Source organism: Flavobacterium sp. MK4S-17 (assembly GCF_009848495.1).
In the GTDB taxonomy this organism is placed as follows: Bacteria; Bacteroidota; Bacteroidia; order Flavobacteriales; family Flavobacteriaceae; genus Flavobacterium.
Map to the genome: position 1 here is coordinate 107540 of NZ_WWEP01000035.1, position 16130 is coordinate 123669.

The 16130-nt window shown below is 38.6% G+C and carries 14 protein-coding genes; 13 read left to right on the forward strand and 1 reads right to left on the reverse strand.

The annotated features are described in order from the left end of the window. Positions 1-14 precede the first annotated feature (14 nt). From GSF09_RS11910 to GSF09_RS11945, 8 genes are all read left to right on the forward strand, one after another. Positions 15-194 carry a hypothetical protein gene (locus GSF09_RS11910; RefSeq protein WP_159801705.1) on the forward strand — a complete coding sequence of 60 codons (180 nt, stop codon included), beginning with the start codon at positions 15-17 and terminating at the stop codon, positions 192-194. Between the two features lie 168 nt (positions 195-362). Then, the gene (locus GSF09_RS11915) at positions 363-1247 is read left to right on the forward strand and encodes a type I restriction enzyme HsdR N-terminal domain-containing protein (RefSeq protein ID WP_159801707.1); all 885 of its coding nucleotides are present in this window, start codon (positions 363-365) and stop codon (positions 1245-1247) included. 107 nt (positions 1248-1354) lie between these two features. Next, entirely contained in the window at positions 1355-2098 is a 744-nt protein-coding gene (locus GSF09_RS11920; protein WP_159801709.1) for a hypothetical protein, read from the forward strand. A gap of 97 nt (positions 2099-2195) precedes the next feature. Then, a complete protein-coding gene (locus GSF09_RS11925; protein WP_159801711.1) occupies positions 2196-5270 on the forward strand; it encodes a type I restriction endonuclease in 3075 nt (1024 codons plus the stop codon). Between the two features lie 5 nt (positions 5271-5275). Then, positions 5276-6892 carry a class I SAM-dependent DNA methyltransferase gene (locus GSF09_RS11930; protein WP_159801713.1) on the forward strand — a complete coding sequence of 539 codons (1617 nt, stop codon included), beginning with the start codon at positions 5276-5278 and terminating at the stop codon, positions 6890-6892. Then, positions 6885-8201, forward strand: coding sequence for a restriction endonuclease subunit S (locus tag GSF09_RS11935; protein ID WP_159801715.1), 1317 nt, complete (start codon positions 6885-6887; stop codon positions 8199-8201). The genes GSF09_RS11930 and GSF09_RS11935 overlap by 8 nt, the downstream gene beginning before the upstream one ends. A 1-nt stretch (position 8202) precedes the next feature. After that, positions 8203-8778 (forward strand): hypothetical protein, encoded by a 576-nt coding sequence (locus GSF09_RS11940; RefSeq protein ID WP_159801717.1) that lies wholly within the window; start codon positions 8203-8205, stop codon positions 8776-8778. 45 nt (positions 8779-8823) lie between these two features. Then, positions 8824-9594, forward strand: a complete 771-nt coding sequence (locus GSF09_RS11945; protein WP_159801719.1) for a hypothetical protein — start codon at positions 8824-8826, stop codon at positions 9592-9594. A gap of 92 nt (positions 9595-9686) precedes the next feature. On the opposite strand, the gene GSF09_RS11950 is transcribed toward GSF09_RS11945, so the two are convergent. Beyond that, a complete protein-coding gene (locus GSF09_RS11950; RefSeq protein ID WP_159801721.1) occupies positions 9687-11318 on the reverse strand; it encodes an AraC family transcriptional regulator in 1632 nt (543 codons plus the stop codon). A 368-nt stretch (positions 11319-11686) separates the two neighbouring features. Between GSF09_RS11950 and GSF09_RS11955 the strand changes: the two genes are divergently transcribed. The 5 genes from GSF09_RS11955 (at position 11687) to GSF09_RS11975 (ending at position 16114) form a co-directional block, all read left to right on the forward strand. Then, the gene (locus tag GSF09_RS11955; RefSeq protein WP_159801723.1) at positions 11687-12394 is read left to right on the forward strand and encodes a hypothetical protein; all 708 of its coding nucleotides are present in this window, start codon (positions 11687-11689) and stop codon (positions 12392-12394) included. A gap of 48 nt (positions 12395-12442) precedes the next feature. Continuing rightward, a complete protein-coding gene (locus GSF09_RS11960) occupies positions 12443-13279 on the forward strand; it encodes an AraC family transcriptional regulator (RefSeq protein WP_159801725.1) in 837 nt (278 codons plus the stop codon). Positions 13280-13343: 64 nt separating this feature from the next. After that, positions 13344-14186: an RteC domain-containing protein gene (locus tag GSF09_RS11965; RefSeq protein WP_159801727.1), complete on the forward strand. Its 843-nt coding sequence runs from the start codon at positions 13344-13346 to the stop codon at positions 14184-14186. Positions 14187-14331: 145 nt separating this feature from the next. Beyond that, positions 14332-14640, forward strand: coding sequence for a helix-turn-helix domain-containing protein (locus GSF09_RS11970; RefSeq protein WP_159801729.1), 309 nt, complete (start codon positions 14332-14334; stop codon positions 14638-14640). Between the two features lie 460 nt (positions 14641-15100). Continuing rightward, positions 15101-16114: a DUF3945 domain-containing protein gene (locus GSF09_RS11975; RefSeq protein WP_370516003.1), complete on the forward strand. Its 1014-nt coding sequence runs from the start codon at positions 15101-15103 to the stop codon at positions 16112-16114. Positions 16115-16130: the final 16 nt, after the last annotated feature.

A 16130-nucleotide genomic window follows, 5' to 3' on the forward strand; every position in this document is an offset into this window, starting at 1 on the left:
GTAAAAACTGTAACTTGGAACTAGAAATTAATGAAAATTCATTGTTTTATTCAGAAGAAAAAAAACTTGAAAAAGCAAATTGCCCAAAATGTGAAACAGAAGTATATCAAGGCTTAACTGATGGTTGGTTTTATGTAGCTAAACAAGATGAAAAATTTAATGATACCAGTAGTATTGTTTTTCCGATGCCTTGAGCAAATTTGGGACTCCCACTTAATATGATTGGAGGAACTGGTAAGCCAGTATTTTAAGATGTCTAGCATCTTTTTTATTATGAGAATGCTTGGCAACACTCATTGACTTTTATTTTATAACACTGTAAATCAGAAGTAGAAATCTTAAATACTGCTGATATTAGTTAAATGAAGACACATAAGCTCGACAATATACTGGAGGAATTTGATTTTGATTTGTTAAATCATCCTGAGTTTAAGGAAGATTCAGTACGGGAAGAAATTATTGTACCTATAATTAAAGGTTTAGGTTATTCTGCAGGACTGCCCAACCAGATTATCAGGAGCAGAAAACTGCTGCATCCCTATGTGTCAATAGGTTCTCAACGAAAGAATATCTACATTATACCTGATTATCTTTTTGAAGTCAAAGGAAAACCTGCCTGGATAATGGATGCAAAATCTCCATCAGAACCGACAATTAATTCGGTCCATGTTGAACAGGCTTATTCTTATGCAATACATAGTGAAGTACGTGTAAACTATTTTGCACTGTGTAATGGTGTATATTTTACTTTATACAGCATAAATACTGACAAACCACTTCTGCATTTCCCTACCCGAGCCCTACCTGGCTACTGGAGCCAGTTAAAGGAATTTCTACTTCCTGATAATGTTTTTACGAATGCAGAAAATAACGTACGCAAAGATTTCGGCCTGCATCTTAAAAGACTTGGTTTTGATGATTTTCCAAGCTTACTATTTCCTAATGTACCTTCATTTCATATAGGGCAACTGGATGATAATAAGTACACAATGTCTTCGGGGCTTGAATACGGAGATAGTTCCTATGTTGTGACATTTGATTTTCATAAAGACAATCTCCCGCAGCTTAAGGGTAAGATTCCCGAGGAGGCTTTTAATAAGCTTGTTCAAAGGAATCCTGAAGGAAGGACAATTGTAAAGTTTGCTAACGAGTTATTCTTTTTGGATATAGACTGCCGGGTTGGCAAAGACTTACAGGAAAATGATAAGGAAATATTTTTACCACTTATAGTAAATAAATTTCTATAGTATACAGTATTGACATGATTGAACCTATTTCAAAATTAAAAGCACTCAATGAAGATTTAAAAGCTTTGGAACTTGGCGAATTCCTCAAATCAAATAATTTTCACAGGATGTGTGTCAAACTTGAAATAGATGAATTTTGGCAATCTGTATATCGCGATGCAAAAGACGCCAGGACATTTTATAGTCTAGGAATGGACGTAGAAGCCTATGATTCAGAGCAGGCAATCGTCATAGCGCTAAATATTATATTCCAGAACCATTACAAGGATTTTTTTTCGTTTTTCATTACTTTACTAACTACTTACAGTGACTGGAAAAAGGAAGATCTTTTTATAGATGATTTTCGTGAAGACTTACTTTTATTAGGTGCAAGCGCACAGGTAATTAAGGAACTTGAAAAGTTAGCATACAGGTTTTCACAGCAGGTTCCTAAAACAATAGTGCCTTCTGATGTATGGAATTATAATAAACTGGAGGAAGTTGTACGTGATATGGACAAGTCTATAACTAATGAAAGATTTAATCTTACTATCACTTATGCATATACCTGCCTTGAAGGAATTTTTAAAGCTTATGTACAACAACACTTGCCAGAGCATAAAAGTGTCGATAAATTAAATTCATTATCAACACTTGTAAGAGATCATCTTAAGAAGCGGCTTAACGATGAGAATAGAGCATATCCTGAGCAGATACTTAACTTAATACCTACTATAACCAATGGCGTTTCAAATGCTAGGAATGAGTTTAGTGAATCTCATTTTGACAACCAGTCTGAAAAATGGCTTGCTGAGTTTTGCAGGGACTGTGTCAGTTCCGTAGCGCGTCTAATTTTAAAGTTTGTTGATTAATTGGAAAGTAGTTTCATACTTGCCCCTTACCACCTCCCAACTTTCTGTTAATGATTTAATGTAAATGCTTATTTTTACGGGAATCAACCCTTATTATATGAAGTTTAATGAAGATTCCCGGGTAAAAATTCCTGCTTTACTGCATTTGATGCGCCTGGGATATAGATACATTCCGTTAAACCAGCAGATTAGGATAGAAGAAAACAATATCTTCCCCTCTATTTTTATTCCAAAGATAGCTGCCATAAATAATATTTCTGAGCAAGAAGCCCAGCGATTGCTTGATGAAATTAATCTGGAGCTGGATTACGAAGATTTAGGTAAGAAGTTTTATGAGCGCGTGGTAGCCACATCTGGAATGAAACTGATTGACTTTGCAAATTTTTCCAATAATGAGTTTCACGTCACTACAGAATTAACCTGTAAAACGGGTGATGAAGAGTTCCGCCCTGATATTACCGTTTTAATCAATGGCATGCCCTTAGCGTTTATTGAAGTTAAGAAACCACACAATAAAGAAGGTGTTATCGCTGAACGGAACCGTATCAATACACGTTTTGCCAATAAACATTTCCGCCGTTTTGCCAATATCACTCAGTTGCTGGTATTCTCAAATAACATGGAATACGAAGACGGGATTGTTGACCCTGTCTTTGGGGCATTCTACGGAACTCCGTCTTACGATCAGGTTCATTTCAATTTCTTCAGGGAAGATGAAGATTATCCTGTTAAGCAAAAGCTGCTTTCAATTGATGAGAAGACAGAGATTGAATTGCTGAAAGATAACAACCTGATTGTTATCAAAAATAGTCCTGAATACCTGACGAACAAACAGGAGAATACGCCAACGAATCGTATCCTAACTTCGCTTTTTAGTAAAGAACGCCTGCAATTTTTATTAAAGTATGCAATTGCTTATGTGCAGGAAGATACTGACGGCAAAGTTGCATACCAGAAGCACATCATGCGCTATCCCCAGTTGTTTGCTACCCAGGCTATCGAAGCAAAATTGGAGTCCGGGCAAAATAAGGGAATCATCTGGCACACCCAAGGCTCCGGTAAAACAGCATTGGCCTATTACAATGTTAAATACCTAACCGATTATTACGCCAAGAAGCAAGTCATCCCTAAATTCTACTTTATCGTAGACCGTCTTGATTTGTTAATCCAGGCTTCGGGAGAGTTTGCCAATCGCGGCTTAAGGGTAAAGCAGGTAAATTCTAAAGACGAATTTATTAAAGACTTGCAGGTTGTAGGGGCGTTACATAACGATTCGGGAGAACCTGAAATCACTGTCGTGAATATACAAAAGTTCTCAGAAGATGCTGTTTCTGCAAAAGACCTTATGTATGATATCAATGTACAAAGGGTCTACTTTTTAGACGAAGCACACCGAAGCTATAACCCTAAAGGGAGCTATTTGGGGCATCTTATTAATTCTGACCGTTCGGCTGTTATGATCGCATTAACAGGGACGCCACTACTTAAGGAAGTAGCTAAAGACTACGATTCGAAATTGCTGTTTGGCAATTACATCCACAAGTACTACTACAATATGTCCATTGCCGATGGGTATACCCTTCGTCTTATCCGTGAGCAAATTGAAGGTAACTTCAAAATCGAGATGAAAGAAGTGATGGATCAAATCAAAGTGCTGCAGGGCGATATTACTACGCGACAAATTTATGCTCATCAGAAATTTGCAGCTCCCCTATTAGATTACATTACAAAAGACCTAATAAAGTTTCGAAGGGATCAGCAAGACACAACTTTGGGAGGTATGGTGGTTTGCGATTCGGCCGACCAGGCGAAAGAGCTTTTCCGTTTATTTCAGGAAAAATATGGTGTGCAGGAAACCGATGCCGGCCTTTTAATGGCAGCAGAACCCCAGGCTAAATACGGTTTACATGACGAACCAACATTAACCGCAGCCTTAATTTTACATGATGAAAATGACAAAGCTGTCCGTAAGGAATTGATTAAAGCCTATAAAAAAGCAAAAGTAGATATATTGTTTGTGTACAATATGCTACTTACGGGTTTTGATGCCAAACGATTAAAGAAATTATACCTAGCTCGTGTGATTCAGGATCATAACTTATTACAGACGCTAACCCGTGTGAACCGCCCGTATAAAAAATATCAGTACGGATATGTGGTGGATTTTGCCGATATCTCCAAAGCATTTGACCGTACCAATAAACTCTATTTTGATGAGTTACAGGAGCAGTTAGGGGACGAAATGGAGATGTATTCCCATCTGTTTAAAACCGAGGAAGAAATCCAGAAGGAAATACAGGAAATCAAAGAGACTTTATTTCATTACGATACACAAAACCGGGAGTTGTTTTCACAGCAAATCGCTCAACTTACGGATAAGAACGAGTTACTACGCTTAATAAAAGCATTGCGTACAGCAAAAGAACTCAAAAACATTATCGCCATAAATGGTTACGAAGCGCTGGATGGCGTGGCTGATTTTGAAATTTGGAACCGCCTGTTGTCTGAAGCACAAAATCGTTTAGATAACCTTAATTTCTTAGAAAGTATTGGTAACGAGGAAGCATCGGCTAATTTACTGAATACTGCTTTAGAAGACATCGTGTTTCAGTTTATTAAAGTAGACGAAAGCGAACTGGTGTTGGCTGATGAGTTTAAAAATATTTTGCGCAAAACAAGAGAATCCTTACAGCATAATTTTGACCAGATTGATCCGCAATTCGTAAGTTTGCGCGAAGAATTGGAGCGTATTTTCAAAAAGAAAAATTTAAGTGAAGTTTCCCAGGCGGACATGGTGGAGAACATGCATTTGTTGCAAAAGATTTATGACCGTGCCAAAGAACTGAACCGTAAGAACGCACTGCTAAAAGCCAAATATGAGAATGATGACAAGTATGCCCGTGTGCACAAGCGGCTTAGTGAGAAAGGTATCCTAAATGCTAAAGAATTGCAGCTGCATAAAGCCTTAATGCAGGTAAAGCAACAAGTAGACAACAAACTGGAAAGCCAAGAAGATGTAGTGAAAAACGAAGCTTATTTTAAACGCTATCTCCTGCAACTGGTGGTACAGGAATTTAAGAAAAAAGAAAAGATTGAAATGGATCAGGTATTAAAAAATAGCATTTCCAATTTAATTGCAAATGAATATTTACAACAGTATCAATACAGATAGTACACATGACCCAAGACATTAACTTCATGACCAAAACCAAGACACTTATAGATAACCTAAAAAGTGTGTGTGCCAACTATGGCTTAGGAAATGACGGGAACGAATTTAAAATCATTACCCAGGTATTCCTGTATAAATTCCTGAATGATAAATTCAGGTATGCCGTCAAGCAGGAAATGCCCGCATTAAATGAAGCTGAGAATTTTTCGGTAGCTTTACGCAGCCTGAATGAAGACGACTATTCTGATTTAGTAGATTCATTAGATCCTAATATTCCGCGGTTAAGGCCACAACACCTCATCTCGCATTTGTTTACCATCCAGAATGATTCTGATTTTGGTAAGACGTTCGACGACACACTACGACAGGTTTCAGTTGAAAACGCCGAAGTATTTTCGGTAAAATCCTTTACAGGAGCCAAAGACAGTTTGTTTGACGATTTAACGCAGTTTATCTCTGACTCTTCGCAGCGAGACGCGTTTGCTAAAGCTCTAATCAATAAGCTGTTTGAGTTTAGTTTTGAGGAAATGTTTGAACAGAAATACGATTTTTTTGCTACCATTTTTGAATATCTGATAAAAGATTACAACACCGATAGCGGCGGAAAGTATGCCGAGTATTACACCCCTCATGCTGTAGCCCGTATCATGGCGCAAATTATGGTGCCGGAGCCGGTAAAAGATGTAAAAGTGTACGACCCTTCGGCGGGGTCAGGAACGTTATTAATGAGTATAGCCCACGAGATTGGAGAAGAAAACTGTACCATTTACTCAGAGGATATTTCGCAGAAATCGAGCAATATGCTTCGTTTAAATTTAATATTAAATAACCTTACGCATTCTATCCCGAATATCATTAAAACTAATACGATAGCACAACCTACGTATTTGGACAAAAAGTTCGACTACATTGTTTCTAATCCGCCATTTAAGCTGGATTTCTCTGACTTTCATGCTGATTTAGAAAAAGATGCTTTTAAAATGCGCTTTTTTGCGGGAATTCCGAACATCCCGAAAACCAAAAAAGAATCAATGGCTATTTATTTGTTGTTCATTCAGCATATCATGCACTCACTGAGTGATACAGGTAAAGCAGCTATTGTAGTGCCCACTGGTTTTATTACTGCACAAAGCGGTATTGAGAAGAAAATACGTGAACGCCTTATAACCAACGGCTGGCTGCGTGGGGTGGTAAGCATGCCGAGTAATATTTTTGCCAGTACGGGTACCAACGTTTCAGTATTGTTTTTAGATAAAAAAGCTGATAGCGAGCATATTGTGTTAATGGACGCCTCTAAGCTTGGTGAAACCGTAAAAGAAGGAAAAAACCAGCGTACAGTGCTTACCTCTGACGAGGAAAACCGTATTATTGAAGCCTTTAATAAAAAGGAGGCTATACCCGACCTCTCTGTAGTAGTAACTAAAGATGAAATTGTCGCCAAAAACTACAGCTTTAGTGCGGGGCAGTATTTTGAGGTTAAAATTGAGTATGTAGATATTACGGCTGAGGAATTTGCCGAAAAAATGAACGGTTTTCAAAACCGCCTGCAAAACCTTTTTGCAGAAGGGAGTGCTTTAGACCAAGAAATTCAGGAACAGTTAAAGGGATTGAGGTATGAGTAATTTCAAATTTGTAAAGTTAAATTCAGTTTGCAAAAGAATTACTGATGGTTCTCATTATAGTCCAGTGGGCATTGAGAAAGGTATTCCAATGCTTTCAGTTAAGGATATGAAGCATGATGGTTTTTCTTATGATGATTGTAAATATATCAATGAGGAAGAATATGAAAAAATGTTAAGGAATGATTGTGTTCCTTTAATAAATGACATTCTGATAGCAAAGGACGGTAGTTACTTAAAGCATGTTTTTGTCGTAAAGGAGAATAAAAAGCAAGCAATTCTATCTTCAATAGGTATTCTTAGACCAGACTTAAAAAAAATTGACCCTTCCTATTTGAAATATTATCTTCATTCCAGTTCTGTAAAAGAAACAGTTGCAAAAAAGTATGTTTCTGGTAGTGCACTGCCAAGAATTATCTTGAAGAATTTTGGTGAAATAGATATAATTTATAGAGACCTACCAACCCAACAAAAAATCGCTTCGGTCCTTTCAGTTTTGGATGATAAAATAGATTTGAACAATAAAATCAATGCAGAACTAGAGGCAATGGCCAAAACGCTGTACGATTATTGGTTTGTACAGTTTGATTTTCCTGACACTAATGGAATGCCTTATAAATCATCGAGCGGTAAGATGGTGTATAATGAGACTTTGAAGAGGGAGATTCCTGTGGGGTGGGAGGTAAAGAAAATCAGAAATATTGCTAAGACAGGCTCCGGAGGTACACCTAAATCCACTGAAAAAGCATTTTATGAAAATGGTACTATTCCATGGATTAATAGCGGTGAATTGAATAATGCATTTATCGTTTCAACTGAAAATTTCATTTCGGAATTGGGGATGAATAATTCAAGTGCAAAATTGTTCCCTGCAAAAACTATTTTGATGGCGATGTATGGAGCAACTGCCGGTAAAACTAGTATAATTTCATTTGAAGCTACAACTAATCAAGCAATCTGTGCAATAATGCCACTGAACGATCTATTTTTTTACTACACGAAGTTTGTATTAGATGATATGTATCAATATTTGATTAATTTGAGTACTGGTTCAGCAAGAGATAATTTGTCGCAAGAAAAAATCAAGGAATTAAATATAATAATCCCATACAATAAAACTATTAAAGCATTTTCAACAACTGTAAATCAGTTTTATAATAAAATAGAAAATAATCTAATACAAAATCAGGAACTCGCTCAACTGCGTGATTGGTTGCTGCCTATGTTAATGAACGGGCAGGTTACTGTGAGTGAGGCTGAAGAGAAAGTTGGGATGGTTGCTGAGGGGAGTGTTTCATATATGAAGTGCTAAGATGAGATATATTGAAATACTAAAGGAATTTGACACTAATATATCTGCTCATATTTCTGATATTGCAACTAATTTAATTGATGTCAATTTCGATACTGAAAACGGTCTGTCTTTTATTTTATCTGAGGAATTTGATAATAAATTGTTCTTTTCACCGGTCAAAAGGAAAGGCGTTTATCTCTTCGAACTTAATCTCGACAGCGATATTTTACCGGGCAAAAAAAGAGAAACAAAAATTAGAAATTTTGCGGAGGCGTGGTCAAAGAAAAAACAGGATTCTTTTTTTTCATCAAGTGTTATCAAAAAGAGGCTATCCATGTATCAAAATTTCGATAAGCAGTGGCTGCCTATATACATTGGGAAAAATAAAGATGTTTATAAAAGGATTCGAGAACATATAAATCTCTCGCCGGCTAAGAATACTTACGCTATGAAACTCAAACACAGGTCAAACCTCCATGGCTTGCAATTCAGGGTTTCAGTCCTTGAAATTGATGTGATTAACTATGATTTTATTGTCCCACATATAGAGCGTATACTTAGAGATAAGTACAATCCGTTGATTGGTAAGCAGTAACTAAGAAAAGTTATAGTGAATGAGATTCTATAAGAACAAAAATATATGGTATATCCTGAAATCTTTGTAAAAAAAGTTATTGAATGCACAAAAACAGAAATCTATATTGGGACAGGAAACCCAAATAGTAAGATTTTGATTGTAGGAAAAGAAACAGCAACTGATGTTGAAAATAAAGCTAAAGGAGACGAACTCTATGTTAGGTTTCAAAATGAAATGCTTCAAGATTTTAAAGAAAATGCAACTAAATGGAATTTGAATATAGAAAACCTTTTACATGTTGACTCTATACCCAATTGGAAAGGTGGAAAAGATTCACCATTAACTTCAAATCCATTGTTCCCCTTTAAGAGTTTACACGCAAAAGAATTAAAAGAAGGACAAACCTGGAGCAAGTACCAAAAACTCCATGATTTAATATTTCTCAATAATTTATCATCTGTAAAAGAGAAAGAAATTGACTTTCATAATAATTTTTTTCTAACGGAAATGAATAGCTCTCCCGCAAAATTTACCAGAGATGCGGATAAGAAAGGAATTCCGGACAGAAAGAAGTTTATTAAAGAAAGTGTTTTTTTTCAAAATTTTCCAATCGTCATATTAGCCTGCAGCAATTATATAAATGGTGTCGAAATTGAAGAAATATTTAATGTGAAATTTGACAAACAAATTGGCAATGAAAAGCAATTATGTTGGACTCATTATAACGCTGATAAAACAAAATTAGTAATTCACACACGTCAATTAAGTACGAATGTATCGGATAGTCTACTTATTGAAATTGCAAATGAAATACGATCTTTTTTAAAGAAATAAAATTTAAAAATCGTGATTATGTTCAAGCACCGTTCAAAAAAGTATTGGTGTGAGATCGGCGAACGAATTTATTTTTAATATCAGTCCCAAGCTTACTGATTTCCCTTTTCATCCATCTCCTTCCTGATCTTCGCACTAAAGAAGTTAGGTGAAATACCGGTTCTCGCCTTAAAAGCTGTAACAAAACTTTGTGTAGTACCAAAGCCCGCTTCCTTAGCGAGCGCTTCATGAGTAAACATGCGTTTGTGCTTATCGGTTTTCAGTTGCTCAATAATATAATCTATCTTGAGGTCATTTATGTACTCAGTAAAGCTCTTGCCGTAACAGTGCGAAATCACATCGGATACATAATGTACATTTGTTTCCAGATAAACCGCCATTGAGGCTCGCGTAATATTGGGCTCAAGATACCGCATAGACTGTCTCCATTTCTCTAAGCGAGACAGAATTTTATCTACCGTTTCCTGTGGGATATTTAGTTCTTTGGGTGCGTCGCTAACTGGATTACTTATAGGTTTTTTATTTTCCATCAATTCACGGAAAATACGGTTACGCCGACGGTGCCTGTACAATGCCACTGTAAGAAGTATAATGATTATAGCCAGGCAAACAGAACCTACAATCAATAATTTCTTATGAGACACCTCCTGAGAGAGTTGCTTTTCAATATTCTTTTTTTCCTGCCGGAGTTCCACCGTATCATAGTTGACATGAATATTGTCATACAATTTATCATGGGTAGTTCTTAAGATACTGTCGGCGACCAATAACCGGTCTACATAATACAATACCTGTTTTAGTTCGCCCTTATCTTTATAAAAATCAATCAATAATTCGAAACTCTCCCTTAGATCAGGCCGGATGTAATCATAATCTAATAAAGCCTCGTCCACATGTTTTAAGTACGGTACGCTTTCCCGGCGTCGCTTTAAATCCCAAAGGCTTTTACCAATGTAGAAATTAGCCACTGCAACATTACCATGGTCTTTATTATCCTTTATCTCGGGTATGGATTTTTTGAGATGTTCTATGGCTGAGGCATAATTTTCCCTGAAATATTCATTTAAGCCTTGCAAGTGAAGGAAATAAGCATCCATGCTATGGTTGTTTAAGGCTTTGGCGGCAGTATTTCCCTGCGTTACCATGTCCAGTGATTTTCCATAGTCGCCGGCCTTGTTATAAACTAGGCCTAAGGAATGCAGCGTATTAAGGTAAGCCCTGGGGTTCGTATTCTTAAAATACTGAAGGCAGGAATTAAAGAGCTGGATAGCCTCCTCATTTTTGCCCAGGTAATACTTGACATGGGCAATATTGTATGTGAGCTTATATTTTAAGTAGTCATCTCCTGATACTTCAATGTAGGGTTTGGCAATAAGATAATTCTCCAAAGCCAGTTCATGCCGTTTAAGGGCATAGAAAGCAATTCCTTTTGACAGGTAAGCCGATCCTATTAATTTATTATCACCTGATTGCTTGGCAGCATATACCATGCTGTCGCTGTAAATGATAGCCATATTTTCATCGGCATAATCAGCATAGTTTTTATAACCTGTTGCAATAAGTTCCCAATCTTGCGCTGCTTTAGCGTTTGCCAGGAATGCCTGTAAATATATTTTCTGCCGCGCAGGCATTTCTTTAGTACTTCCTATCCTGGTGAACAGGTACCTGAAGTCTTTCCTCTGTAAGGAATCCTGCACCGATGTGGCGAAGGATTCCTGAAACATTATGATGAATATACAATGTAATAATAATGTAGATATGCGACTGATTGCCATTTGTTGCAACGGTAATTTATTTCTAAGCAATAATTTAGAACATAGCAGCACGTAAAATTAATTTGAGGTATGGGGTAAATCAAAAATAGCCAATATCCCAGTTTTCACTTCTCATTTAACACATTTTAAGACTGTGAATTTTCAGAAAATCCACAATGAGAATTCAGAATCCCCAACCTGATGCACTTGCCGCGCCTCAGCAATGCCCGTAGCTTTGTTTCGAATTCACAAGCCAAGGGTTGCCTGCAGCCCACACAGTTTGTCATCCGGATGAATGAACTGATTAAAACGAATCAGTCACATTTAAACACGAAAAAATGAAAATCGTAAACTTAATCCCGATGGGCCTCTTATCGGTTATTCTGTTCGCATGTACAACCGAAACCGATCCACTGAATAGCATTGATAGCATTGATAATAAACCAGATACATACTTCAAGAAACTTGGCAATAGTGCCGGAAACGGAGCGAATCCCTATGATGGTATAGGACAATCCTACAGAAACGCATTGTCACTTTATAAGGTAAGTAGCCATAAACCAGACAATTATGAAGATCTCTTGTTGCTTGTCCAGAACCTATCCGGCGGCGCGTCGGAAATCACAAGCGACTCAACGACGCAGCAGTTATTAGCCTCCTGCATGAATACACCTGATGCAGCACTTGAGCAAGTTCTGCAAAACCCTTCACTAAGTGAACCCGCGGTAACTATTTTATCAGATTTCTTTGACAACTACAGCTATTGGGCAAGCGAACCATTCGGTAAAGCTTACAGCGACATTATTGCTATTGAAAACACTACGCTAAACTCTGCAACCTTATCAGATGAAGAGCAACGAATAATACTTGCAGTCACCTCCATAACCCGCTACTCACTGCATCACTCGTGTTGTGAGGACACGGACTGGGGAAAATCAGTCGGTAATATTATTGCTGCACTGGCGGGTGCACTGGAAAGTAATCAGGCAGCTGTTGAATACCCACTAATTACAAGTATTGCCGGGCTGGAAAAAATACAATTGTAGCACTATTAAAGCCCGCGGGATACCGTCGGGCTTTGTAATTCATTGGATATGGAAGATATAGCAGACAAGTTCCCGGCAGAAGTGCATTTCTATACCGGAAAGGATAATGAGGCTAAAACCGATAGAGTAAACTGTAGCGGAAACTTTCTCTTCATTTTTGTCAGGTCAGGGGTTTTCAGGGCCATGATCGACGGGGATAAAATTTCCTGCACTTCTAATGAACTGGTCGTAGCATTATGCCGGCACTATTACCAAGTGCTGAGCTACAACAGAAAAATGGCCTGTTATTTTGTAAAGGTCCAATGGCAGTTTATAACCGACATTAAAATGTCCAGCCAATTTATAGAAGTGTTGGTAAGCAAGCAGAATATTAAAATTTTGCCCGATTTGTTTGATGCGAAGGTCCTAGCGCGGATTATGAAACTGCTTCACTATTATTACCAAACTTCTACGAATCCGAACCGATTTCCGCAGGCATCTTTTACCGCAGCGTTGAGCCTACTGATATTTCAGGCAGCCTGGCAGCAGGACACAAATTTGGCCAATACATCGTTCAACAGGAAAGAATTGCTTACTATACAGTTCCTGAAACTACTGATTCAAAATTACCGGGAGCAGCACAGCCCCGGATTTTATGCAAAGCAACTATTTGTAACAAGCGGCTACCTCAATAAAGCCGTGCGTGAGGTAACAGGAAAAACAGTTATAAAATGTATTACAGAAGTACTTATCAGCGAAGCAAAATATTTACTGATGAGTTCACAACATTCAGTGGAAACCATTAGCGAGCTACTGCACTTTACTTCTGCGGGGAGCTTCAGCAGGTTCTTTAAAAGGCAAACAGAGACAACGCCTATGGAATATAGAAAAGAATACGGTAAATAACAGGCATGCACAGATAACAGTGCTTCATTATTGTCGGTGCACGGCTATATCAATTATTTGAGCTATGGTACGTTCAGCGATTTTTAAGGAGATACTATCAGAAATAGATATCAGGGAGCGGGAACTGTCGCTCGGCGATACATCCCTTATTGAACAGTCCGGGATCATGATCGCGTTGTTACAAGGGGTTCTTGTACGCATTAAGGAACAGGTACGCACAGTCGGATTTGCCGATGCAATGCAGGAAATTGAGTTTTTTAAGGAAGTGAAGCCTCTGGTTTTGGGTAAACTCATCTACTACAATAATGTCTATAGAATTGAAACTACCTGCCCCGTAAGGGGCGGCAAGCTATACCGTAAATATTTTGAGGGCCAGCTGAAGCTTTTAAAACAGAATAATACCAGCCAGCTGGATATGGACTTCTACAGGTATTACCGTTCGGGCAGGACAGATAAAGATGCTGACTATTTTTTGCGGGAGCAGGTACATTATGCTACCGTTTTAGACAGCTTCTACTTTGAGATGGACAGCCAGTATTCCACCTATTATGACCATCTGGTCGCAAGGTTTATAGCCCAGGACCATACCTACATTTATCTTTTGTCAAGGATTGATCCTGAAACGCCGGTTAACTTCGGTTTACTGGATATTCCGGAGGACCTGCAATGGACAGGCACTAAAAATGCCCTTATAGAACTCATTTACGCACTATATATTTCCGGGGTACTATCCCATGGTAAGATAGGCATCCGAAAGCTGAGCCTGATTTTTCAAAGCCTTTTTAAAATATCGTTGGGCGATATTCATCACGCCTTTCACCGCATGAAAGACCGTTCCGGCAAGCGGACGTTATTTATTGACCAATTACGGGACTCCCTTGAAGACTATATGGACAAGGACCTTTAACGAAGTGAAGCAGCCGATGGGCTGCTTTTTTTATGATCTACAGCAACCGTAAAAAAAAAATATTCTGCCCATTGGCACACCTTGGCAGATAAAGCTTACTGTAATGACAAACTTGTGGCTAGTTTAATTCAAAAATCGTACTATCATGAACATCGACAGAAATGAATTTCATGCCTGGATGGAACGTGTTATGCAACGCTTTGACTTGCTGGCCGAGAAAATCCTACAGGTGGAACAGCGCCATACAGCTATTGATGGCGAAGAACTATTGGACAACCAGGACGTACTGCAGATGCTGAAGATCAGCTCACGTTCCCTGCAACGCTACCGTTCCGGCGGAAGGCTGCCCTATTACACCATTAGCGGAAAACTCTATTACAAGCTTTCTGATGTGCATCAATTTATCCGCGACAGTTTCCAAAAAAGATTACCGGGATTACAAGCCAGGGAATGACAAGCCCTGCTTCAGGCTTCCCACTCACATTTGCAAATTCTTAAATACATAGCTTTAAAATGCAAAATCGGCAGCTATGGAAGACAATCAACAAATATCGGGACATCCTGATGAACTGAATGAGATGCTGCTTGTACTGGACAAGAAGCACAATAAAGTGCGGGCAGTAACACAGCTAACCAAGAACGGCGAGTTAAAAGCAGCAGAAATAAACGCTAAGAATCAATCTGATTTTCTACGGATTGAACGCCACGGTGACTTTTTCTCCAACTTCTTCGGCAACTTCACGCGGCAACTCAAAGAACCAACGCGATTTGATTTTTTCCGCGTGCCCTTCTCCATCGGATTAGAAATTGCCCGCGAATTGCAGGGTTATCTCAATGACATGGGGGCAGATGCGCAGCAACTGCTTTCAAAATATGCTATCAATTCCGAATATCAACATAAAAATCATACTACAATGGAAACAACAGAAGAATACAAATTTAAGCCCGAACAAGTAAATTGGGAATCCCTGAATAATTTAGGCCTAAGCAGGGAACGCCTGGAAAAGATGAACCTTATAGAGCCCCTACTCAAAGGGTTTAAGACCAATGACCTGGTGCCGTTGACACTCACCATGGGTGATGCTGTGGCGAAACTGGATGCCAGGCTTTCACTTCAGACCAACGATGCCGGACAGGTGGTCGTAGCCATGCACGGGATACGCAAGGAACCTAATTTAAATTATCCCTTCTTTGGACATGAGTTTTCCAAAGAAGATAAAGAGAATTTGCTTAAAACAGGCAATATGGGCAGGGTCGTAGACCTGTACAACCAAAAGACAAGCGAATTTGTGCCGTCAGTAATAAGTGTTGACCGCAAAACCAATGAGTTGGTAGCTTACAAGGCAGAGTGGATGCAGATACCTGATGAGATTAAGGGCATTAAGCTGGATGAGCAGCAAAAACAGGCATTGCAGGAAGGCAAACCCCTTTATCTTGAGGGGATGACCTCCAGGAATGGGGATCCCTTTGACGCCACGGTGCAGTTTAATGCCGACAAACGCTATGTCGAATTTATATTTGACCGCAACCACGGCCAGAACCAGTCCCAAGGCAAAACGTATGATGAAGCACCGAGGGAATTCAGGGGCAAAGAACTGACCGAGGAACAGTACAGTAAGTTCAAAGAAGGAATGACTGTATATATCACAGGGTTAATCGACAAGAATGATAAGAAGTACCAAGGGTACATCACCTACAACAGCGAAAGCGGGAAAGTTGGCTTTTCCTTTAATAACCCATCAAAGTCAAAAGAGGAGGCCCTGCTTGAGACTAGCCCGCAAACTTCACAAGCAACTGCTGAAAGTGAAATGAGCCAGGATCGTAATCCTACAAAGGAAGACGATAAGAAACAGCAAAAAGAAAATATCGCTGACAAACAGCCGGACCAGGAAGATGCCCCTACGAAAAAGAGAGGCAGGAAAATGTAAAATATAAATGAAGCAT

Excerpts from the sequence above, each read along its gene's own strand:
- GSF09_RS11935 (WP_159801715.1), top strand. The coding sequence starts at position 6,885 with ATGAGTAATTTCAAATTTGTAAAGTTAAATTCAGTTTGCAAAAGAATT.
- GSF09_RS11940 (WP_159801717.1), top strand. The coding sequence starts at position 8,203 with ATGAGATATATTGAAATACTAAAGGAATTTGACACTAATATATCTGCT.
- GSF09_RS11965 (WP_159801727.1), top strand. The coding sequence starts at position 13,344 with ATGGTACGTTCAGCGATTTTTAAGGAGATACTATCAGAAATAGATATC.
- GSF09_RS11920 (WP_159801709.1), top strand. The coding sequence starts at position 1,355 with ATGTGTGTCAAACTTGAAATAGATGAATTTTGGCAATCTGTATATCGC.
- GSF09_RS11945 (WP_159801719.1), top strand. The coding sequence starts at position 8,824 with ATGGTATATCCTGAAATCTTTGTAAAAAAAGTTATTGAATGCACAAAA.
- GSF09_RS11975 (WP_370516003.1), top strand. The coding sequence starts at position 15,101 with ATGGAAACAACAGAAGAATACAAATTTAAGCCCGAACAAGTAAATTGG.
- GSF09_RS11925 (WP_159801711.1), top strand. The coding sequence starts at position 2,196 with ATGAAGTTTAATGAAGATTCCCGGGTAAAAATTCCTGCTTTACTGCAT.
- GSF09_RS11955 (WP_159801723.1), top strand. The coding sequence starts at position 11,687 with ATGAAAATCGTAAACTTAATCCCGATGGGCCTCTTATCGGTTATTCTG.
- GSF09_RS11960 (WP_159801725.1), top strand. The coding sequence starts at position 12,443 with ATGGAAGATATAGCAGACAAGTTCCCGGCAGAAGTGCATTTCTATACC.
- GSF09_RS11970 (WP_159801729.1), top strand. The coding sequence starts at position 14,332 with ATGAACATCGACAGAAATGAATTTCATGCCTGGATGGAACGTGTTATG.
- GSF09_RS11930 (WP_159801713.1), top strand. The coding sequence starts at position 5,276 with ATGACCCAAGACATTAACTTCATGACCAAAACCAAGACACTTATAGAT.
- GSF09_RS11915 (WP_159801707.1), top strand. The coding sequence starts at position 363 with ATGAAGACACATAAGCTCGACAATATACTGGAGGAATTTGATTTTGAT.
- GSF09_RS11950 (WP_159801721.1), bottom strand. The coding sequence starts at position 11,318 with ATGTTTCAGGAATCCTTCGCCACATCGGTGCAGGATTCCTTACAGAGG.